This window comes from Pseudomonas sp. UYEF17 (genome assembly GCF_040546125.1).
Taxonomy (GTDB): domain Bacteria; phylum Pseudomonadota; class Gammaproteobacteria; order Pseudomonadales; family Pseudomonadaceae; genus Aquipseudomonas; species Aquipseudomonas putida_Z.
Genome location: NZ_JBEPNE010000003.1, coordinates 393208 through 411435, shown reverse-complemented (window position 1 = coordinate 411435; position 18228 = coordinate 393208). Strand labels below are relative to the sequence as shown.

The window sequence follows — 18228 nt, the reverse complement described above, 5'->3', positions numbered from 1 at the left end:
GCTGACCTGAACCTGCCTGGAGCCATGAGCATGAGCGAGCCTGTCCGTCTGCAAGATCGCGTGGTGATCGTCACCGGAGCCGGGGGCGGCCTGGGCCGCGCCCATGCGCTGCTGTTCGCTGCGCGTGGTGCTCGGGTGGTGGTCAACGACCTCGGCGGCTCCACCCACGGTGAAGGTGCCAGCGCCTCCGCCGCCGACCAGGTGGTAGCGGAGATCCGCGCCGCTGGTGGCAGTGCCATTGCCAACCATGACTCGGTCAGCCACGGCGCGCGTATTGTCGAGCAGGCCCTGGACAGCTTCGGCCGGGTCGATGTGCTGGTGAACAATGCCGGCATCCTGCGTGACAAGACCTTCCACAAGATGGAAGACAGCGACTGGGAGCAGGTGTATCAGGTGCATGTCGAGGGGGCTTACAAGGTCACCCGCGCCGCCTGGCCGCACCTGCGCGAGCAGAACTGGGGGCGGGTAATCTTCACCGCTTCCACGTCCGGCATCTACGGCAACTTCGGCCAGGCCAACTACGGCATGGCCAAGCTGGGCCTGTATGGGCTGACTCGTACCCTGGCGATCGAAGGGCGCAAGCACGGCATCCTGGTCAACGCCATCGCCCCCACCGGTGGTACCCGCATGACCGAAGGGTTGATCCCGCCCCAGGTATTCGAGCGGCTCAAGCCAGAGCTGGTCAGCCCGCTGGTGGTGTACCTGGGCAGCGAGCAGTGCCAGGGCAGTGGTGAGCTGTTCGAAGTGGGCGGCGGCTGGGTGGGCAAGGTACGGTGGGAGCGTAGCCTGGGGGTAGGCTTCGATCCGCGGGAAGGCTTTACCCCGGAGCAGGTGGCGGAGAACTGGGCACGGATTGGCGACTTCGACGGGGCAGTGCACCCACAGGACAGCTTGCAGGCGTTGCAGCAGATGATGGCGAACTTGCAGAAGTATCCGCTGGGCTGAGCTTTGTACTACCTGTGCTGGCCTCTTCGCGGGCTTGCCCGCTCCCACAGGGATATCACTGCCCTCAGGCTTGGTGATATCCCTGTGGGAGCGGGCAAGCCCGCGAAGAGGCCAGCACAGGCGACGGAAATTTTCAGGGCAAATAAAAAAGGCCGCTGCAAGCCGCAGCGGCCAATCGAGACGTCAGATCAAGGAGCTTCAAAATCTACGTCGGTGAACCTCGCAGGCCTGAAAGGCGGGGGGGAGAGCCCTTCATGCCGGCCAGTGAGTTAAGAATAAGCGCCTGATCCTGTAGGAAAAATAGCCGCTTATGACATTCACCTTTACGTATCGGGCAATAGTGCCGCAAGCGCTCAGCCGGCGGGCGAATAGCCCATGCGCCAGCTGGTTTCCCGCGCTGCCGCCAGCAGCCGTTGCGCCGCCGGGCCATGCTCGTCGGCATGGAAGATCGACGTCGGCCCGACCACGGTCATCACCGCGGCGACCTGCCCCATGGCATTGAACACCGGGGCCGACAGCGCATCCACGCCCGGCATCAACAGCCCATGCACATGGTGCAGGCCACGTTCACGAATGCCCGCCAGTACCGCCTGGTAGTCGGCGGCGCTGTGCTGCAGGGCGGCCAGTTCCCTGTCACGCAACTCCACGGTCTCGCGCTCGGGCAGGTAGGCGGCGAATACCAGCCCGGTGGACGACGTGAGCAGCGGCAGTACCGAGCCGATCTGCGTTACCACGGTGACCGCGCGTACCGCCGGCTCGATGCTCACCACTGTCGCGCCCTGGTTGCCCCATACGGCAACGAAGCAGCTCTCGTTCAGTTCATCGCGCAGCTGCGACAACGGCAGCGCGGCAATCTTCAGCACATCGATGCTGCCCAGCGCCGCCAGCCCCACCCGCAGTGCCTCGCGCCCCAGGCCGTAATGGTTGGTGGCCGCATCCTGCTCGGCAAAACCGCTGGCGATCAATGCCTGCAGGTAACGGTGCACCTTGCTCGCCGGCATCTGCACATGTTCCGCGAGGCGCGACAGGGAGGTAGACGGGGAGAGCTCGGCAAGGGCCTTGAGGATGTCGGTGCCGACCTCTGCCGAGCGGACTTTCTGCTTGCCGTTGTCGGCGGGGGAGCTGGCTTTGGCCATGGACATCTTCTTCCGGATTCGTCGAGTCGCGCCTTTATAGCTTGACGCATTGCCCGTAGCAAATTACGTTATTCGTAATCTGATTACGATAAAAACAATGCAGACGCGCTGCCACCCCGCCCTGGGCCAGCAGCCAGCTGCCAGCAACGGCTCGGCCAGAGCCCGGAGGCATCGATGAATCGCGATACGTCACCCGACCTTCACTACCTCAGCGGTTTCGGCAACGAGTTTGCCAGCGAAGCGCTGCCAGGGGCCTTGCCGGTCGGGCAGAACTCGCCGCAGAAGGCGCCCTATGGGCTGTATGCCGAGCTGCTCTCGGGCACGGCGTTCACCATGACCCGCAGCGAGCTGCGCCGCACCTGGCTGTATCGTATTCGTCCGTCTGCCTTGCACCCGCGTTTCGAGCGCCTGGCGCGTCAGCCGCTGACCGGCCCGCTGGGGGCCATCACCCCCAACCGCCTGCGCTGGAACCCCCAGCCGATCCCCGTCGAACCGACCGATTTCATCGAGGGCTGGCTGCCCATGGTGGCCAACGCCGCTGCGGAAAAACCGGCCGGCGTGAGCATCTACATCTACCGCGCCAACCGGTCGATGGAGCGGGTGTTCTTCAACTCCGACGGTGAACTGCTGCTGGTGCCGCAACAGGGCCGCCTGCGCATTGCCACCGAACTGGGGGTGATGGAAGTCGAGCCGCTGGAAATCGCGGTAATCCCGCGTGGCATGAAGTTCCGCGTCGAACTGCTCGACGGCGAGGCCCGCGGCTACATCGCCGAAAACCACGGCGCGCCGCTGCGCATCCCGGATCTGGGCCCGATCGGCAGCAACGGCCTGGCCAACCCGCGCGACTTCCTCACCCCGGTGGCGCACTACGAAGAGGCCGATGGCCCGGTGCAGCTGGTGCAGAAGTTCCTGGGCGAACATTGGGCCTGCGAACTGCAGCACTCGCCACTGGACGTGGTCGCCTGGCACGGCAGCAACGTGCCGTACAAGTACGACCTGCGCCGCTTCAACACCATCGGTACGGTCAGCTTCGACCACCCGGATCCATCGATCTTCACCGTACTTACCTCGCCGACCAGCGTGCATGGCCTGGCCAACATGGACTTCGTGATCTTCCCGCCACGCTGGATGGTGGCCGAGAACACCTTCCGTCCACCATGGTTCCACCGCAACCTGATGAATGAGTTCATGGGCCTGATCAACGGTGCCTACGACGCCAAGGCCGAGGGCTTCCTGCCGGGCGGTGCCTCGCTGCACGGAGTGATGAGTGCTCACGGCCCCGACGCCGAAACCTGCGAAAAGGCTATTGCCGCCGACCTGGCGCCGCACAAGATCGACAACACCATGGCCTTCATGTTCGAGACCAGCCAGGTGCTGCGCCCGAGCCTGCAAGCCCTTGAATGCCCGCAGTTGCAGGCCGACTACGATAGTTGCTGGGCCACCTTGCCGAGCACCTTCAACCCGAACCGGAGATAACCCATGAACCAGACCGCCATTGCCCGTAGCTGGGTCGAGCATGCCAACGGGCACAGCGACTTCCCGCTGCAGAACCTGCCGTTGGGCATCTTCAGCCGGCCGGGTGAAGCCAAGCGCTGTGGCGTGGCCATCGGCGACGCGATCCTCGACCTGGAGGCGGTGCTGGCCGCCGGCCTGTTCGACGGTGCCGCCAAGGCCGCTGTCGAGGCCACCCGTGGTGGGGCCTTGAACGCATTCTTCGCCCTCGGCCGCAGTGCCCGCGTCGCCCTGCGCGAGCGCCTGCTGGTGCTGCTGGGCGAACACAGCGAACACCAGTCGGCACTGCAGGCCGCCCTGTACCCGGCCAGCGCATGCCAGCTGCATGTCCCGGCGCAGATCGGTGACTACACCGACTTCTACGTGGGCATCGAGCACGCCAAGAACGTCGGCAAGCTGTTCCGCCCCGACAACCCGCTGCTGCCCAACTACAAGTACGTGCCGATCGGTTATCACGGCCGCGCCTCGACCATCCGCCCGTCCGGCACTGATGTGCGCCGGCCCAAGGGCCAGACCCTGCCGGCCGGGCACACCGAGCCAAGCTTCGGCCCCTGCGCGCGCCTGGACTACGAGCTGGAGCTGGGTATCTGGATCGGCCAGGGCAACGACATGGGCCAGGCGATCCCGGTAGGCGATGCCGCCGAGCACGTGGCCGGCCTGTGCCTGCTCAACGACTGGTCGGCGCGCGATATCCAGGCCTGGGAATACCAGCCGCTGGGGCCGTTCCTGTCCAAGAGCTTCATCACCACCATCTCGCCCTGGGTGGTTACCGCCGAAGCGCTGGAGCCGTTCCGTTGTGCCCAGCCGGCACGCCCGGAAGGCGACCCGCAGCCACTGTCGTACTTGCTGGACAAGCGCGACCAGGCCGCCGGTGCATTCGATATCGAGCTCGAGGTACTGCTGCTGACCGAGCGCATGCGTGAGCAGGGCCTTGCCCCGCACCGCCTGACCCTGAGCAACACCCGCAGCATGTACTGGACCGTGGCGCAGCTGGTCGCGCACCACAGCGTCAACGGCTGCCAGCTGCAACCGGGCGACCTGTTCGGTTCGGGCACGCTGTCGGGCGCCACGCCAGGTTCGTTCGGCAGCCTGCTGGAGATCACTGAAGGCGGCAAGCACCCGGTGGAACTGGCCAGTGGCGAGGTGCGCAAGTTCCTCGAAGACGGCGACGAGATCATCCTGCGTGCCCGCTGCGTGCGTGATGGCGTGGCCAGCATTGGTTTCGGCGAATGCCGCGGCACGGTCATCGCGGCCAACTGAGGAGGCGCGGGCATGGAGCTGTACACCTATTACCGTTCCACCTCGTCCTACCGGGTGCGCATTGCCCTGGCACTGAAGGGGCTGGCCTACCAGTCCCTGCCGGTCAACCTGTTGCAGGGTGAGCAGCGCGGTGCGGACTATGTCGCGGTCAACCCGCAGGGCCGTGTGCCGGCCTTGCGCACCGATGGCGGTGAGCTGCTGGTGCAGTCGCCGGCGATCATCGAGTACCTGGAGGAGGTTTATCCACAGCCCGCCCTGCTGCCTGCTGCGGCCGAGGCGCGCGCCAAGGTACGGGGCGTGGCGGCGATCATCGGCTGCGACATCCACCCGCTGCACAACGTCAGCGTGCTCAACCGGCTGCGCCAGGCTGGCCAGGACGAAAGCCAGGTCAACCAGTGGATCGGCCACTGGATCAGCCAGGGGCTGGCGGCAGTGGAGCAGCTGATAGGCGATCACGGCTTCTGCTTCGGTGATGAGCCGGGCCTGGCGGATGTCTACCTGATCCCGCAGTTGTACGCGGCCGAACGCTTCAACATCGACCTCGACAGCTTCCCGCGCATCCTGCGGGTTGCCGCCCTGGCGGCGGGGCACCCGGCGTTTGCCCAGGCCCATCCCGCCCGGCAGCCGGACAGCCCCGCTCAGTGAATGGAACGGTTCGCCGCCGGAAGCTTGCCGATACGCTCGGACAGTTTCAGGCGCTGGACCGGGTCCTCCGTCAGCAGTAACGCATGCTCCAGGTCGAAGCGCTCGGCCTGCGGGCAATCCAGGTGCTGGTAGAGCGAGGCGCGGGTCACATAGTCGCTGACCTGCACCGGGCCCAGTTGCATGACCCGCTCGGCATCGATCAGCGCCGCCAGGTGATCGTCGTTGCTGATGTGCAACTGGCGCAGGTTGCGTGACAGGCGTTGCAGCATCTGCAGCGGGCTGGCACTGCGCATGTGCTCGGCGGTCAGCGCTACATGCGGGCCAAACTGGCGAGCCAGCAGCTCACGGCAATCGTTGGGGTACAGGCGGCGGCCACCACAGGGGTCGAGCAGGTGATCCGCACCTGGCACACGCAGCAGGAAATGGCCAGGGAAGCCTACGCCCTCAAGGGGGATGGACAGGCGCCGGGCCAGTTCCAGGGCGAGGATGGCCAGGGTCAGCGGTTGGCCACGGCGGCGCTGCAGCACCTTGTCCATCATCGCGGCATGCGGGCGCAGCGGGTGGTATTCATCCTGCTGGAAGCCCAGGGCATTGAGTTGGCGCAGCAGTGGCTGGGCCAGTTCGCACAGCGGCAGCATCGGCAGGTTGGCGCTGATCTCACGCTGCAGGTCATGCAGCTTGGCAAGGCTGGCCGCGGGCTCGACGCTGCGGTCGTGCTCGGCGGCAATCCATAATGCGGCTTCCAGCAGGGCGACGGGCTCGCGTTCCAGGCAGGCCAGGCAGGCTTGACGTGGCTTCATGGGGCTTCTCCACACACGCTTGAGTATTAGCCGCGGCGCGCGGTTTCGTCCAGTGGTCCGGCGGCGGCGCCAGCCCAAGGGCCATGCCTATACTGGAAGGAGCACCTCGTAGGGGAGCCTGTCGATGTTCGCGCTGATGCAAAGCACCCGTACCCAGTCGCTGCACTTGTTCACCCACCCGCCCACCGGCCTGAAGGCCGTGGTGGCTATTCACAGCGAGCAGTTGGGCCCGGCCATGGGCGGTTGCCGCTACCTGCCTTATGCCGATGATGAAAGCGCCATGACCGACGCCATTCGCCTGGCCCAGGGCATGAGCTACAAGGCGGCGCTGGCCGGCCTGCCACTGGGGGGCGGCAAGGCGGTGATCATGCGCAATCCGCATGTGGAAAACCGTGCCGCGCTGTTCGAGGCCTTTGGCCGCTTCATCGACACCTTGCAAGGGCGCTTCATCATCGCCGTGGACAGCGGCACCTCGACCCTGGACATGGACTGCATTGCCCAGAGCACACCCCATGTGACCAGCACCACGGCCTCGGGTGACCCCTCACCGCATGCGGCTATGGGGGTGTTCGCTGGCATCCGGGCCACTACCTCGTTTCGGCTGGGTAGCGACGATTTGAAAGGCTTACGGGTGGCGGTGCAAGGGCTGGGCAATGTCGGTTATGCACTAGCGGAGCAATTGCATGCGGTGGGCGCAGAACTGTTGGTCAGCGACCTGGACCCGGGACGCGTGCGGCTGGCGATGGATCAGTTCGATGCCAAGCCGGTGACCAATGATGCATTGATCAGCACCCCTTGCGACATCTTTGCCCCTTGCGGCGTGGGCCCTGTGTTGAACGGGCAGAGCGTGATGCAGTTGCGTTGCGCGGCAGTGGCGGGGGCGGCGAACAACCAGCTGACCACTTTGCAGGTAGCCGACCAGCTGGAGTCGCGCGGGATACTGTATGCGCCCGATTACGTGATCAATGCCGGTGGGTTGATCTACGTTGCACTTACCCATCGTGGCGAAGACCTGGGCACCATCACTGCGCACCTGGCGCTGATACCTGCAAGGCTGACCGAAGTGTTTGGCCATGCACAGGCAGAGAAGCGCTCGCCGGCGCGGGTGGCGCAGATGTTGGCAGAGCGGTTGCTCTACGGCTGAGGGGCGATACCGGTTTTGCTGGCCTCTTCGCGGGCATGCCCGCTCCCACAGGAATACCTCCGGCCCAGCGCTTGTGCCGTACCTGAAGCAGCAACTGTTCCACCCCAAACCTTGAAAGCTCCGCGGTCCCTGTGGGAGCGGGTTCACCCGCGAACACGGGCGTAGCCCGTGCCATCCACCGCGTCGCCTGTTTCGCGGGTAAACCCGCTCCCACAGGGATAGCGCCCGAGCCCAGCGCTTGTGCCGTACCTGCCGAAGCGGCCAGTGCAGGCAATTACTCGGCCGCTGGCGCTTCGAGCAACTCGGCCAGCGCATCCGGCTGGCTCTTGAACGCCCGGGCGAACACATCGCGGTTCTTGGCCATGTAGATACCGGCTTCCTCGACCTGTTTCTCGCTCAGCGAGGGCACTGCCTTGTGCAGTACTTCGGCCAGGCGCTCGGCCAGTTCGAGCATCTTGTCGTGACGGTCTGCTTCGGCCTTATCCATGAACAAGCGCTCCGGGTCGCGGCTGCTGCGGTACACCACTTCGACGGCCATTCATCACCTCTATGCCTTTTGCTGGTTGCGTTTCGATTTACTGTATCTATATACAGTAATGGCAATGTGATTGCTTCGCAAGCAGAAATTGTAGCGTGGTGCAGAGGGCTTACTGCTTCATGCCCAACTCAGCATCATCCATCAGCGCCTTGGCCATCGCGCTCAAGTAGTGCGCAGCCCAGATCATCATCGGTTTCTCGTCCATCAGGCCGGTGATGGTCAGTTCGCGTACATAGCCCATCAATTCTGAGGACTGCTCGCGGGCATCGCGGCAGGGGATGCCGGGCTCGATGCGGAACAGTGGGTGGGTGCCGTTTTCGCCCTGGTAGAAGGTGGTTTTGCCGACGGTGAACTGGGTGTCTTCTGTGGTCATTGTTGAATCCCCTGAAAGTTCTCGACTGCTTGCTCTGGCCCTTTCGCGGGCACGCCCGCTCCCACAGGTACTGTACAAGTCTTGAGTACTGAGAAGATCCTGTGGGAGCGGGCGTGCCCGCGAAGAGGCCAGAACAGGCAACACATTGCTTAGGCCCTAGTGCAAAGTCCTGGGCCCAGTGGGCATCTGCACCTGAATCAATGCCGACTCCAGCAAAGCCCGCAGCGTCTCCAGTTCATGCATCGACGTCATCATCAAAACCGACGCCGGCGACTTGGGCTGCAGCAGCATGGCCTGATGCACAACGGTCGCAGCGCACAGCGCATAGTCCGTAGCCTGGATCAGGGTGTCTTCAAGGGAATGGGGTGTGTGGGGTGGGTCGGGGACTACTTTCAGCATGATTAAGGCCTGTTCAAAGTTGGGGCCACCGCCTCCTGCTGTCAAACAGGAAGGCGGCAGCTGTGCATGGGTTGACAGACCGGTGAACAGAACCAAAAGCCGGCGCACACGAGGTGCCCCATGACAGCTGCCATAAAGGCAAAGCCATGTGGTTAGTTCAGGGCGGCCTGTCAAAGCCGGTCGCTGTTTGGCAGCGACGATCCGAGACTAGTGCTCATCCCCGAACACCACAATGGCAGGGAGTATCTTTGGGAAATGCCCTACAAGGAAGGGGTTAAATCTGATTTTTCCCCAGCGCATGGTCGTGTTTCTGGCAACTTGCCACGCCTCAAGGTGCCTTGCGGCAATCGGTCGCCTTCCAAGGCAGGGGCCTGGCCTTTTAACTGCATGGCACAAGCGTCACGCCGGTGACGCATCATCCTTCAAGACGTATCGGGGAATGGAACATCGTGAACATCAAATGGGCAGAAAAGCTGCGCAAGGGCCTGCACGGCTCGGCCGACTCGCTGGGCAACCTGTGCGTCGAGGCATTCCATTACCTGGCGCTGTTCGGCATTGGCGCGATCACCGCCTATGCGGCAGTGATGACGTTCCTGGACATGCTCGGCAAGGGCGGGGTCAGTGTCGATGACATCCTGCTGCTGTTCATCTACCTGGAGCTGGGGGCGATGGTCGGTATCTACTTCAAGACCAACCACATGCCGATCCGCTTCCTGCTGTACGTGGCCATCACCGCGCTGACCCGCCTGCTGATCGGCGACGTCTCGCACCACAAGGCGCCGGACGTAGGGCTGTTGTACGTGTGCGGTGGCATCCTGTTGCTGGCGTTCGCGATCCTGGTGGTGCGCTACGCCTCGTACCGCTACCCCTCGACCAAGGTGCTGGATGCCAACGGCAAGGAAGTGGAGGAGGGCAAGTAGCCCTCAGTTGGCGATGAAGTGGCGCGGCTCGTGGCGGGCGTCACGGGTCAGCGCGGCCAGCACCTGCAGAGGGTTCTGGCTGTGTTCGATGGCCAGGCCCAGGCGGATGCTGTCGATTACCCGCTGCAGGCGTACCGGGTCATTGCGCTGGGCCTGGGTGATGAGGCGCTTCGCGACCACGCCAGCGTCGTCGGACAGGGTCAGCATGATGCTGCCGTCGAGGTTTGCAATGCTCAGGTTGACCCGGTATTCGGGGGCGAATGCAGCACTGATTCGTTCGAATGGGTTGTTCATGGTCATGCTTCTGCGGTGAATGAGTGCAGAAGTTGACCGGGGAAATTACCTGTTGGTTCAGCGCCATCGATCGATACAAACGAAAACGCCCGGCATCAGGCCGGGCGTTTGCATTGCCGATCAGGCGTCCGGGTCATTCAGTTCCAGGGCTCCGCGCTTGCTGCGCAGCTTGCCGTAGAAGTGTTCCAGCGCGTGGTTGAGCTTGGTGGCGGCACCATCGACCGCCTGGTCCAGCGAAGTGGCGGTGTGGGTCACGGAAATCGGCTGGTGGCCTTTGGGGCGAGCCTCCATCTGGCAGCGTTTGTCATGCGGTCCGGGCTTGGCGCCGTTCTCGTCGCGCAGGTGAACCTCGATGCGGGTGAGGTCGTCTTCGTAACGTTCCAGCGAGTTCTGCAGTGTGCTGCGGACCCACTGGTCGAGCCGGGCGTTGCCTTCGAAATGGTTGCTGCTGTTGACCTGGATTTGCATGATTCAATCCTTATTCAGCTTGCTCGCATGGAGACGCGCCTAGGCCTTTGAGACCCTTGGAATTTCTGCGCCTCTTGACTCTAAGGTCAGGCAACGGCGAAACGAATTCAAGCCCTTTTTGAAAATAAATTTCTTGTTGCATTCAAGGCAGCAGGCGGCTCATCGCTCGGCCTTTGCTTATGAGAATTGAAATCATTATTATTGCAGGCCCGAAAACGCCCGGGCCTTCGCCATGACGCGCAAAACTGCCGGTCTCTCGCTCAACTATCGCCTGGCCGTAACTTCACGCAGCCTGGCCGCGCTGCTGGGCGGCTACCTGCTGGCGTCCGTGGCCAGCGTCTGCATTACCCTGCTAGCGCCGCTGCCACAGGTTGATGCCACGCTCACAGGCCTGCTGCTGTCATTCGTCTTCTACCTGCTGGCGTTCATCTGGTGCTTCGCCTGCCGCAGCGCTTTGCGCGCCTGGCTGGGCGTGCTGGCGCCAAGCATGCTGCTGGGTGTGATCAGCGGGTTGGCCTACTGGATGAAAACCCCATGAAAGAAGGCTTCCGCCAAGCCATGGCCTGGCTGCACACCTGGACCGGCCTGATCTTCGGCTGGCTGTTGTTTGCCATCTTCCTCACCGGCACGCTGTCGTATTTCAAGGAAGAAATCACCCACTGGTCGCAGCCAGAAGTGCGCAGCCATGATCTGGACCCGACCCATAGCCTGGAGATAGCCCAGCAGTACCTGCAGGACAACGCCGGGCATTCGGGCACCTGGCTGATCCGCATGCCCAACGCACGCGAGGCTGCCTTGAGCGTGGGTTATCGCGACCCCAATGGCGGGCCACGCGGCTTCGTCACCAGGACCCTCGATACCCAGACCGGCCAGCCGGTGGAGGCACGCGACAGTCGCGGTGGCGAGTTCTTCTACCGCTTTCACTTCCAGCTGCAGATGCCATACCCCTTCGGCCGCTGGCTGTCGACGTTCTGCGCCTTCATCATGCTGTTGGGGCTGGTCACCGGCATCATCACCCACAAGAAGATCTTCAAGGAGTTCTTCACCTTCCGACCTGGCAAGGGCCAGCGCTCCTGGCTGGACGGGCACAACGCCATTGGCGTGCTGGTGCTGCCGTTCCACCTGATGATCAGCTACAGCAGCCTGGTGCTGTTCATGTACATGGTGATGCCGGCAGGCATCATGGCCAGCTACGGCAATGACACCGGCAAGTACTTCAACGACCTGTTCGGCCGTAACGATGCGCCCAAGGCGGCCCATGTGGCCGCGCCGCTGGTACCGTTGCCGAGCCTGTACGCCAAGGTGCAGGACCTGCAACCAGGCGCGCGTATCGGCCGTATCCAGGTGGAAAATGCCGGCGACAGCAATGCCCGCGTTACCTTCACCCAGTCCGCGGCCGACCATGTGGCCTATCGGCGTAGCGCCAACTGGACCTTCGATGGCGCCAGCGGTGCGCTGTTGAGCCAGGGCAAGCCGGAGAGCGGGGCGATGATGACCGCCTTCAGCTTTGCCGGTCTGCACATGGGCAATTTCGCCGGGCCCTGGCTGCGCTGGCTGTACTTCTTCTTTGGCGTGGCCGGTACCGCGGTAATCGGCACCGGGCTGGTGATGTGGCTGGGCAAGCGTCAGCTCAAGCATGCCAGGAGCGAACGCCTGCCGGGCGAACTGCGCCTGGTCGAGGTGCTCAATATCGCCAGCATGAGCGGCCTGTTGCTGGCCGTGGCGGGCTTCTTCTGGGCCAACCGCCTGATCCCGATGGGTGTCGAAGGCCGGGCCGATTGGGAGGTCAACGCCTTCTTCACCGCCTGGGGCCTATCGCTGGTGCACGCCGTGCTGCGCAGTGGGCGGCGGGCATGGGGCGAGCAACTGGCACTGGGCGCGCTGGCCTTCGCCTTGCTGCCGCTGCTCAACGGCCTGACCACCGGCCAGGGCCTGAACCATTCGCTGCCGGCAGGTGACTGGGCGATGGCCGGCTTCGACCTGACAGCGCTGGGCTCCGGCCTGTTCCTGGCCTGGCTGGCCGGCAAGATGTTGCACAGCCCGAAACCTGTGGCCAAGCGGGCCCTGCGTGCAGCAAAGAAGCCGAGCGCTGAAACGGCGGAGGCGAGCTGATGCTGGGTAATGCACTGATCGCTTACGCCGGCTTCGCTGCCCTGTGCCTGGCCATGGAGAAGCACTTCGTCGACCTGCTCGGGCGCAAGCCGCGCCCCGGGCAATTGGGCCTGTTGCGAAGTGCCGGCTGGCTGTTGCTGGTGCTGTCACTGGTGCTCAGCGTGCACCTGCGGGGCTGGGCCCATGGCCTGGTGGAGTGGACTGCAGTGATGATGGCCGGGGTGACCCTGTGGGTGTTCGGCCTGCCATACCAGCCCCGCCTGTTGCTGGGCCTGGCCGCCGCCAGCGTGGTGCTGGGCCCGTTGCTGGCCGTGTTCGCCGAGTGATCAGGTGAGCGAGCCGGGCGACATGATCGAGGCGGGTGCCGAAAGCGGCGGCGGGCGTGCGCGCTTCGTCCAGGTGTTCCAGGCCCAGCGGGCCCGCATGGAGGCCCTGGTGAGCCGCCGGGTCGGCTGCCGGGCCACGGCATCGGACCTGGTCCAGGAACTGTTCCTGCGCTTCTGGCGTCGCCCCGAGGTCAAGGTCGAGGCGCTGGACACCTATCTGCTGCGTTGCGCCGGCAACCTGGCCATCGACCACCTGCGCAGCGAAGGCTGCCGCGAGCGCGTGGCCGAAGCTGTGCTGCCGCTGGATGAGGCGGCCATGGCCCAGGCCCCGGAACAGGCTGTGGAGATCGATCACGACTTGCAGCGCATCGACGCTGCCTTGCGCGCCTTGCCCGAGCGCACCCGGCAGATCTTCCTGCTCAACCGTATCCACGGCTGCAAGTACGGCGAGATCGCCAAGGCCATGCAACTGTCCCAGAGTGCTGTGGAAAAGCATATGATGCGCGCCCTCGAAGCGTGCAAGGCGAGTGTTGCCGAGCCCGCGTCCACCCCACGCCGGCCAGGGAGTGCCCGTCGATGAGCCGTTTACCGCCGATCACCGAGGCGCAGTCCCGGGCTGCACTGCAATGGCTCAGCCGCATCAACGAGCAGCCTGCGCAAGCCGAGGGCACGGCGTTCAAGCGCTGGCTGCTGGCCGACCCTGGGCACCGTGAGGCCTACGCCCAGGCCCAGGCGCTGTGGCAGAACAGCGCCGCCCCGGCGGCGCGCCTGGCCGCTGAAGAACAGGCAAGCCTGCAACGTTACCTGGATGCGATGGCCAGGCCACCGGCCAGGCAACCCTGGCGGCAGCGGGTCGCGGCGCTGGCGGTGGCTGCGTGCCTGGTGCTGGCCGTGGGCGTTGCCGGTGGTTGGCACCCGGGCCTGTGGCTTCAGGACCTGCAGGCCGACTACAGCAGTGCTGGTCAAGTTAGCCAGGTGACCTTGGCCGACCAGTCGCAGGTGACGCTGGATGCGGGGAGCGCGATTGCAGTCGATTTTGTGCAGGGCGAGCGCCGCGTGCGGTTGTTGCATGGTGCGGCGTTCTTCCAGGTCACGCATACCGGCGCGCCGTTCGTGGTGGAAGCTGCCGGCGGCGAGGTGCGCGTGCTTGGCACTCAGTTCGAAGTGCGCGAGCAGGGCGAGGGCGCCCAGGTCACGGTACGCAGCGGGCGCGTGGCGGTGAGCCCGGCACCGGGCGCCGCAGCGCGTGAACTGACGGCCAACCAGCAGGCGGCTTACGCTGCCGGCCGAGTCGGCGACACCCTGACGGTGGACAGCGACAACCGCCTGGCCTGGCGCCAGGGCTGGCTGAATTACTACCAGGTGCCGCTGGCGCAAGTGGTCGAGGACCTGGGGCGTTATTACCCGGGGCGCATCCTGCTGCTTGATGGTGAACTGGGGCAGCGCAAGGTCAGTGGCAGTTTCCCCGTGGCCGAGCCGTTGCTGGCGCTGGATTCGCTAGGGAAGGTGATGGGCTTTTCGCGGCAGACAGTGCTGGGGCGGTTGACCCTGATCCGGTAGTCGCCTGTGCGGGCCTCTTCGCGGGTGAACCCGCTCCCACAGGAAGGGCGCAAGTTTCAAATCCTGTGCAGTACCTGTGGGAGCGGGTTCACCCGCGAAGAGGCCGGCACAGGCAAAAATATTTTCAGATAGCGGGTGAGGTAACAGGACGTGGCATCCGTGTAATGAGTGGAAGTGCGATTCATTCGCAGTCATATCCCTCTCACAGGTCAGCGTCCATGAAGTTCACCCCGCGTTGCGTCCCTCTCTGGCTCGGCCTTTCCGCGCTCCCGGCATTCGCTGTCGCCCCCCTGGCCTGTGCCGCCGAGCAGCAGCAGGCGTACACCTTCGCCCAGCCAGCGCAACCCCTTGCCCAGGCACTTGGCGCCTTCAGCCGCACCACCGGCCAGAGCGTGGTCTACACCCTGGAACTGCCAGGCGTGCAGGCGCCGGCGCTGAACGGCAGGTTCAGCGCCGAACAGGCCCTGCAACAGCTGCTGGGCTCTAACGGGCTGGCCTGGCGCCGCGTCGATGCACGCACGCTCACCCTCGAAGCAGTGGACACCTCCGGCGCCCTCAACCTGCAGGCCATCACCGTGACCTCGCAACTGGACGACTACAGCTACCAGCCCCCGGCTACCGCCTCGATCATGCGCGGGCAGGGCCCTAGCCAGGACATCCCCCAAGCCATCAACGTGGTGCCGGCCCAGGTCATCCGTGACCAGGCCCCGCGCAACCTCGATGACGCCCTGGCCAATGTCAGCGGCATCACCCAGGGCAACAATTTCGGTGGCACCTCCGACACGGTGATGAAGCGCGGCTTCGGCGACAACCGCGACGGCTCGATCATGCGCGATGGCATGCCCATCGTGCAGGGCCGCAGCCTCAACGCCAGCACCGAGCGGGTCGAAGTGCTCAAGGGCCCGGCCTCGCTGCTGTACGGTATCCAGGACCCGGGCGGGGTCATCAACGTGGTCAGCAAGCGCCCGCAACTCGAGCAGTACAACGCCCTGACCGTGCGCGGGTCGACCTACGGCAGCGGTAAGAACGGCAGCGGTGGCGGGTTCGACAGCACCGGCGCGCTGGGCGACAGCAACTTCGCCTATCGGCTGATCGTCGACCAAGATGAGGACTACTGGCGCAACTACGGCGTGCACCGCGAATCGCTGGTAGCGCCGTCGCTGGCCTGGCTGGGCGAAGACACCCAGGTGGTACTGGCCTACGAGCATCGCGAATTTCTCTACCCCTTCGACCGTGGCACGGCGTTCGGCAACAACGGCCACCCGCTGGATATCCCAGCCACGCGGCGCCTGGACGAGCCCTTCAACGACATGGAGGGGCGTTCCGACCTGTACCGACTGGAAGTCGACCACCAACTGGCCGATGACTGGAAGCTGCACTTCGGCTACAGCTTCAACCGCGAAACCTATGATGCCAGCCAGGTGCGGGTGACCGGCGTGAATGAAAAAAGCGGCACGCTGTCGCGCAGCATCGACGGCACCCACAACGCCATGAGCCGTGACCAGTTCGCCACCCTGAGCCTGGCCGGCAATGTGGAACTGGCCGGGATGCAGAACGACCTGCTGTTCGGTGTCGATCATGAAGACCGCAAGGTCTTTCGTGGTGACCTGATCCGGCAGAGCGCCCAATCTACCTTCAGCTACATGAACCCGATCTACGGGCAGGAAGTGGAGGGCACCACCGTCAAAGCCAGTGACAGCGACCAGACCGACAAGCTACGCACCGACGCGTTGTTCGTGCAGGACGCGCTGCACCTGGATGATCACTGGATCCTGGTGGCCGGTGCGCGCTTCCAGCAGTTCGACCAATACGCCGGCCGCGGCCGCCCGTTCAAGGCCAACACCGACATCAATGGCCAGGCGTGGGTGCCGCATGCAGGTATCGTCTACAAGGTGGACGAGCAGCTGTCGTTTTATGGCAGCTATAGCGAGTCGTTCAAGCCCAACTCCACCATCGCGCCGCTGGTCGGCAATGTGGTGCTTGACTCGTCGGTGGCGCCGGAGGAGGGCAAATCGTGGGAGCTGGGCGCCAAGCTCGACATGCCAGGCCGCCTTACCGGAACCCTGGCGTTGTTCGACATCACCAAGCGCAACGTGCTGGTTTCCAACTTTGATACCAGTACGCGCGAAACGGTGTACAGCAATGCTGGAGAGGTCAGCTCACGGGGTGTCGAGCTGGACCTGATCGGCCAGTTGAGTGAGCGCTGGAGCCTGATCGGCAGCTACGCCTTCACCGATGCGCAAGTGACCAAGGACCCGGACCTCAAGGGCAACCGCCTGCAGAACGTGGCCCGCCACAGTGGTTCGCTGTCGGCGGTGTATGACTATGGCAGCCTGTTCGGCGGCGATCGCCTGCGCGTTGGCGCGGGGGCACGGTACGTGGGCGAGCGCGCTGGCAACCCGACCAACACCTTCGACCTGCCGTCCTATACCGTGGCCGATGCCTTTGCCAGCTACGAGACCAGGCTCGACGAGCACAAGGTGCTGTTGCAACTGAACGTGAAGAACCTGTTCGACAAGGTTTACTACAGCTCGGCGGTGAACCAGTACTTTGTGGCCATTGGCGATGCGCGGCAGGTGAGCTTGTCCAGTACCTTCGAGTTCTAGGCATTTGGGGCTGCTTTGCAGCCCTATCGCGACACAAGGCCGCTCCTACAGGGAAACGCGTACCTCTGTAGGAGCGGCCTTGTGTCGCGATAGGGCCGCAAAGCGGCCCCAGTTTCACGAATTGAAGGCCAGACGGTATTCGCCAGGCGTTGCACCGACCGCCTGGCGGAACCGGTTGCTGAAATGGCTGGCACTGGCAAACCCGCACAACAGGGCAATCTCCCCCAAAGGCATCAACCCCAGCCGCAATAGCTGGCAGGCCCGATGCAGCCGCCGGGCCAGCAGGTACTGGTGCGGCGGCAGCCCGAAACTGGCGCGGAACATGCGCGCAAAGTGGTATTCGGACAGGTTGCAGCGCAAGGCCAGTTCACCCAGGGTGATGGGCTGGTCGAGATGCGCTTCGATGTAGTCGACCATTTGCCGGCGCAGGCTCGGTGCCAGCCCGCCTTTCAGCCGCAGGCCCTGGCGCAGCCCGACCTGGTTGAGCAGCGCATGGTCGACGATCTCGTGCGCCAGGCTGCTGGCCAGCAAGCGTTCGCCAGGTTCATCCCAGTCCAGGGTTATCAGCTGGCGAAAGCGCTTGGCCTGCTGCGGGTCATCGAGAAAGGTCGCTTCCTGCAGTTGCAGCTCACGCGGTTCACGGTCGAGCAGGCGCACGCAGCCCAGGGCGAATTGCGCCTCGCTGACATACAGGTGCGCCAGGCGGATCGCGCCATTGACCACCCAGTTCGATTCCTGCCCGGCTGGCATCACGCACAGCTTGTCGGGCGCCCCTTTGTCGCCGGGGCGCTGGCGGCGAAAGGTGCCGGTGCCGTCGGCGATGTAGCACGACAGGGTGTGATGGCTCGGTGCCTGGTAGTCGCGGGCATCGTCGCGGTTGCTCCACAACGCCGCCGCCAGCCCGTCGCCCAGGTGCGCGCTCAGCTCCAGCCGGGCGTGGGGCGAGGCGTGCATGGCGTTGAACACTTGCAGCTGGGTGAGTGGCGTCATGGGCGGTTCCTCTTGCCAGCCATCCTACTGCGCCTTGGCCAGGCTTACAGCTACCCGCAGGACAAATGCGCAAGTTTGTGCAAGCGCGTGGGTGTTCGACAGGAGAACACTGAAATGCCTCGGCGAGGGCTGCGCCCTCGATTCGCGGGTGAACCCGCTCCCACAGGGACCGCGCCAGCCTCGAGAGCAGCGCGGTCCTT

At 64.4% G+C, this 18228-nt stretch carries 20 protein-coding genes; 12 read left to right on the top strand and 8 right to left on the bottom strand.

Going from position 1 to position 18228, the window contains the following annotated elements:
• Nucleotides 1-30 precede the first annotated feature (30 nt).
• Complete coding sequence (locus tag ABIB24_RS07240) at nucleotides 31-945, top strand: SDR family oxidoreductase (RefSeq protein ID WP_085664438.1); 915 nt, start codon at nucleotides 31-33, stop codon at nucleotides 943-945.
• A gap of 353 nt (nucleotides 946-1298) precedes the next feature.
• Here ABIB24_RS07240 and ABIB24_RS07235 read toward each other — a convergent pair whose 3' ends face one another.
• Nucleotides 1299-2081, bottom strand: coding sequence for an IclR family transcriptional regulator (locus tag ABIB24_RS07235; protein ID WP_025340615.1), 783 nt, complete (start codon nucleotides 2079-2081; stop codon nucleotides 1299-1301).
• 174 nt (nucleotides 2082-2255) lie between these two features.
• Between ABIB24_RS07235 and hmgA the strand changes: the two genes are divergently transcribed.
• The 3 genes from hmgA to maiA are packed head-to-tail and all read left to right on the top strand — an operon-like array spanning nucleotide 2256 to nucleotide 5498.
• Complete coding sequence (gene hmgA, locus ABIB24_RS07230) at nucleotides 2256-3557, top strand: homogentisate 1,2-dioxygenase (RefSeq protein ID WP_274079109.1); 1302 nt, start codon at nucleotides 2256-2258, stop codon at nucleotides 3555-3557.
• 3 nt (nucleotides 3558-3560) lie between these two features.
• Entirely contained in the window at nucleotides 3561-4853 is a 1293-nt protein-coding gene (gene fahA, locus ABIB24_RS07225; RefSeq protein ID WP_274079110.1) for a fumarylacetoacetase, read from the top strand.
• Between the two features lie 12 nt (nucleotides 4854-4865).
• Nucleotides 4866-5498 carry a maleylacetoacetate isomerase gene (maiA, locus tag ABIB24_RS07220; protein ID WP_274079111.1) on the top strand — a complete coding sequence of 211 codons (633 nt, stop codon included), beginning with the start codon at nucleotides 4866-4868 and terminating at the stop codon, nucleotides 5496-5498.
• On the opposite strand, the gene ABIB24_RS07215 is transcribed toward maiA, so the two are convergent.
• Nucleotides 5492-6298 carry a SirB1 family protein gene (locus ABIB24_RS07215; RefSeq protein WP_137162395.1) on the bottom strand — a complete coding sequence of 269 codons (807 nt, stop codon included), beginning with the start codon at nucleotides 6296-6298 and terminating at the stop codon, nucleotides 5492-5494. The genes maiA and ABIB24_RS07215 overlap by 7 nt on opposite strands.
• A gap of 124 nt (nucleotides 6299-6422) precedes the next feature.
• Between ABIB24_RS07215 and ABIB24_RS07210 the strand changes: the two genes are divergently transcribed.
• Nucleotides 6423-7442: a Leu/Phe/Val dehydrogenase gene (locus tag ABIB24_RS07210; RefSeq protein WP_274079112.1), complete on the top strand. Its 1020-nt coding sequence runs from the start codon at nucleotides 6423-6425 to the stop codon at nucleotides 7440-7442.
• A 274-nt stretch (nucleotides 7443-7716) separates the two neighbouring features.
• Here the strand turns inward: ABIB24_RS07210 and ABIB24_RS07205 are convergent, their stop codons facing one another.
• The 3 genes from ABIB24_RS07205 to ABIB24_RS07195 form a co-directional block, all read right to left on the bottom strand.
• Nucleotides 7717-7980, bottom strand: coding sequence for a YebG family protein (locus ABIB24_RS07205; protein ID WP_003260692.1), 264 nt, complete (start codon nucleotides 7978-7980; stop codon nucleotides 7717-7719).
• 109 nt (nucleotides 7981-8089) lie between these two features.
• A complete protein-coding gene (locus ABIB24_RS07200) occupies nucleotides 8090-8353 on the bottom strand; it encodes a DUF3077 domain-containing protein (RefSeq protein WP_019473937.1) in 264 nt (87 codons plus the stop codon).
• A 156-nt stretch (nucleotides 8354-8509) separates the two neighbouring features.
• The gene (locus tag ABIB24_RS07195) at nucleotides 8510-8752 is read right to left on the bottom strand and encodes a hypothetical protein (RefSeq protein WP_274079113.1); all 243 of its coding nucleotides are present in this window, start codon (nucleotides 8750-8752) and stop codon (nucleotides 8510-8512) included.
• A gap of 449 nt (nucleotides 8753-9201) precedes the next feature.
• Between ABIB24_RS07195 and ABIB24_RS07190 the strand changes: the two genes are divergently transcribed.
• Nucleotides 9202-9672 carry a phosphate-starvation-inducible protein PsiE gene (locus tag ABIB24_RS07190; protein WP_025340608.1) on the top strand — a complete coding sequence of 157 codons (471 nt, stop codon included), beginning with the start codon at nucleotides 9202-9204 and terminating at the stop codon, nucleotides 9670-9672.
• Nucleotides 9673-9675: 3 nt separating this feature from the next.
• Here ABIB24_RS07190 and ABIB24_RS07185 read toward each other — a convergent pair whose 3' ends face one another.
• Both ABIB24_RS07185 and ABIB24_RS07180 read right to left on the bottom strand, forming a co-directional pair.
• Nucleotides 9676-9966: a DUF3509 domain-containing protein gene (locus ABIB24_RS07185; protein ID WP_025340607.1), complete on the bottom strand. Its 291-nt coding sequence runs from the start codon at nucleotides 9964-9966 to the stop codon at nucleotides 9676-9678.
• Nucleotides 9967-10086: 120 nt separating this feature from the next.
• Nucleotides 10087-10434: an HPF/RaiA family ribosome-associated protein gene (locus ABIB24_RS07180; protein WP_170032556.1), complete on the bottom strand. Its 348-nt coding sequence runs from the start codon at nucleotides 10432-10434 to the stop codon at nucleotides 10087-10089.
• A 232-nt stretch (nucleotides 10435-10666) separates the two neighbouring features.
• Here ABIB24_RS07180 and ABIB24_RS07175 point away from each other — a divergent pair, with 232 nt between their 5' ends.
• The 6 genes from ABIB24_RS07175 (at nucleotide 10667) to ABIB24_RS07150 (ending at nucleotide 17038) form a co-directional block, all read left to right on the top strand.
• Nucleotides 10667-10972: a DUF3649 domain-containing protein gene (locus ABIB24_RS07175; protein ID WP_274079114.1), complete on the top strand. Its 306-nt coding sequence runs from the start codon at nucleotides 10667-10669 to the stop codon at nucleotides 10970-10972.
• Nucleotides 10969-12546 (top strand): PepSY-associated TM helix domain-containing protein, encoded by a 1578-nt coding sequence (locus ABIB24_RS07170; RefSeq protein ID WP_274079115.1) that lies wholly within the window; start codon nucleotides 10969-10971, stop codon nucleotides 12544-12546. The genes ABIB24_RS07175 and ABIB24_RS07170 overlap by 4 nt, the downstream gene beginning before the upstream one ends.
• Entirely contained in the window at nucleotides 12546-12872 is a 327-nt protein-coding gene (locus ABIB24_RS07165; protein ID WP_075046307.1) for a DUF3325 domain-containing protein, read from the top strand. Before ABIB24_RS07170 ends, ABIB24_RS07165 begins: the two co-directional genes overlap by 1 nt.
• A gap of 4 nt (nucleotides 12873-12876) precedes the next feature.
• Nucleotides 12877-13452, top strand: a complete 576-nt coding sequence (locus tag ABIB24_RS07160; RefSeq protein WP_274079116.1) for an RNA polymerase sigma factor — start codon at nucleotides 12877-12879, stop codon at nucleotides 13450-13452.
• On the top strand, nucleotides 13449-14432 hold the full coding sequence (locus tag ABIB24_RS07155) for a FecR family protein (protein ID WP_274079117.1): 984 nt from the start codon (nucleotides 13449-13451) through the stop codon (nucleotides 14430-14432). Before ABIB24_RS07160 ends, ABIB24_RS07155 begins: the two co-directional genes overlap by 4 nt.
• 218 nt (nucleotides 14433-14650) lie before the next feature.
• On the top strand, nucleotides 14651-17038 hold the full coding sequence (locus ABIB24_RS07150) for a TonB-dependent siderophore receptor (protein ID WP_354316250.1): 2388 nt from the start codon (nucleotides 14651-14653) through the stop codon (nucleotides 17036-17038).
• 114 nt (nucleotides 17039-17152) lie between these two features.
• Here ABIB24_RS07150 and ABIB24_RS07145 read toward each other — a convergent pair whose 3' ends face one another.
• Complete coding sequence (locus ABIB24_RS07145) at nucleotides 17153-18028, bottom strand: helix-turn-helix domain-containing protein (RefSeq protein WP_025340601.1); 876 nt, start codon at nucleotides 18026-18028, stop codon at nucleotides 17153-17155.
• Between the last annotated feature and the right edge of the window lie 200 nt (nucleotides 18029-18228).

Bases quoted from the DNA above. Each gene is read 5' to 3' on its own strand.
- ABIB24_RS07165 (WP_075046307.1), top strand. From the start codon at position 12,546: ATGCTGGGTAATGCACTGATCGCTTACGCCGGCTTCGCTGCCCTGTGC.
- ABIB24_RS07210 (WP_274079112.1), top strand. From the start codon at position 6,423: ATGTTCGCGCTGATGCAAAGCACCCGTACCCAGTCGCTGCACTTGTTC.
- ABIB24_RS07205 (WP_003260692.1), bottom strand. From the start codon at position 7,980: ATGGCCGTCGAAGTGGTGTACCGCAGCAGCCGCGACCCGGAGCGCTTG.
- ABIB24_RS07240 (WP_085664438.1), top strand. From the start codon at position 31: ATGAGCGAGCCTGTCCGTCTGCAAGATCGCGTGGTGATCGTCACCGGA.
- ABIB24_RS07175 (WP_274079114.1), top strand. From the start codon at position 10,667: ATGACGCGCAAAACTGCCGGTCTCTCGCTCAACTATCGCCTGGCCGTA.
- ABIB24_RS07145 (WP_025340601.1), bottom strand. From the start codon at position 18,028: ATGACGCCACTCACCCAGCTGCAAGTGTTCAACGCCATGCACGCCTCG.
- ABIB24_RS07195 (WP_274079113.1), bottom strand. From the start codon at position 8,752: ATGCTGAAAGTAGTCCCCGACCCACCCCACACACCCCATTCCCTTGAA.
- ABIB24_RS07155 (WP_274079117.1), top strand. From the start codon at position 13,449: ATGAGCCGTTTACCGCCGATCACCGAGGCGCAGTCCCGGGCTGCACTG.
- ABIB24_RS07200 (WP_019473937.1), bottom strand. From the start codon at position 8,353: ATGACCACAGAAGACACCCAGTTCACCGTCGGCAAAACCACCTTCTAC.
- ABIB24_RS07170 (WP_274079115.1), top strand. From the start codon at position 10,969: ATGAAAGAAGGCTTCCGCCAAGCCATGGCCTGGCTGCACACCTGGACC.
- maiA (WP_274079111.1), top strand. From the start codon at position 4,866: ATGGAGCTGTACACCTATTACCGTTCCACCTCGTCCTACCGGGTGCGC.
- fahA (WP_274079110.1), top strand. From the start codon at position 3,561: ATGAACCAGACCGCCATTGCCCGTAGCTGGGTCGAGCATGCCAACGGG.
- ABIB24_RS07180 (WP_170032556.1), bottom strand. From the start codon at position 10,434: ATGCAAATCCAGGTCAACAGCAGCAACCATTTCGAAGGCAACGCCCGG.
- hmgA (WP_274079109.1), top strand. From the start codon at position 2,256: ATGAATCGCGATACGTCACCCGACCTTCACTACCTCAGCGGTTTCGGC.
- ABIB24_RS07150 (WP_354316250.1), top strand. From the start codon at position 14,651: ATGAAGTTCACCCCGCGTTGCGTCCCTCTCTGGCTCGGCCTTTCCGCG.
- ABIB24_RS07185 (WP_025340607.1), bottom strand. From the start codon at position 9,966: ATGAACAACCCATTCGAACGAATCAGTGCTGCATTCGCCCCCGAATAC.
- ABIB24_RS07215 (WP_137162395.1), bottom strand. From the start codon at position 6,298: ATGAAGCCACGTCAAGCCTGCCTGGCCTGCCTGGAACGCGAGCCCGTC.
- ABIB24_RS07235 (WP_025340615.1), bottom strand. From the start codon at position 2,081: ATGGCCAAAGCCAGCTCCCCCGCCGACAACGGCAAGCAGAAAGTCCGC.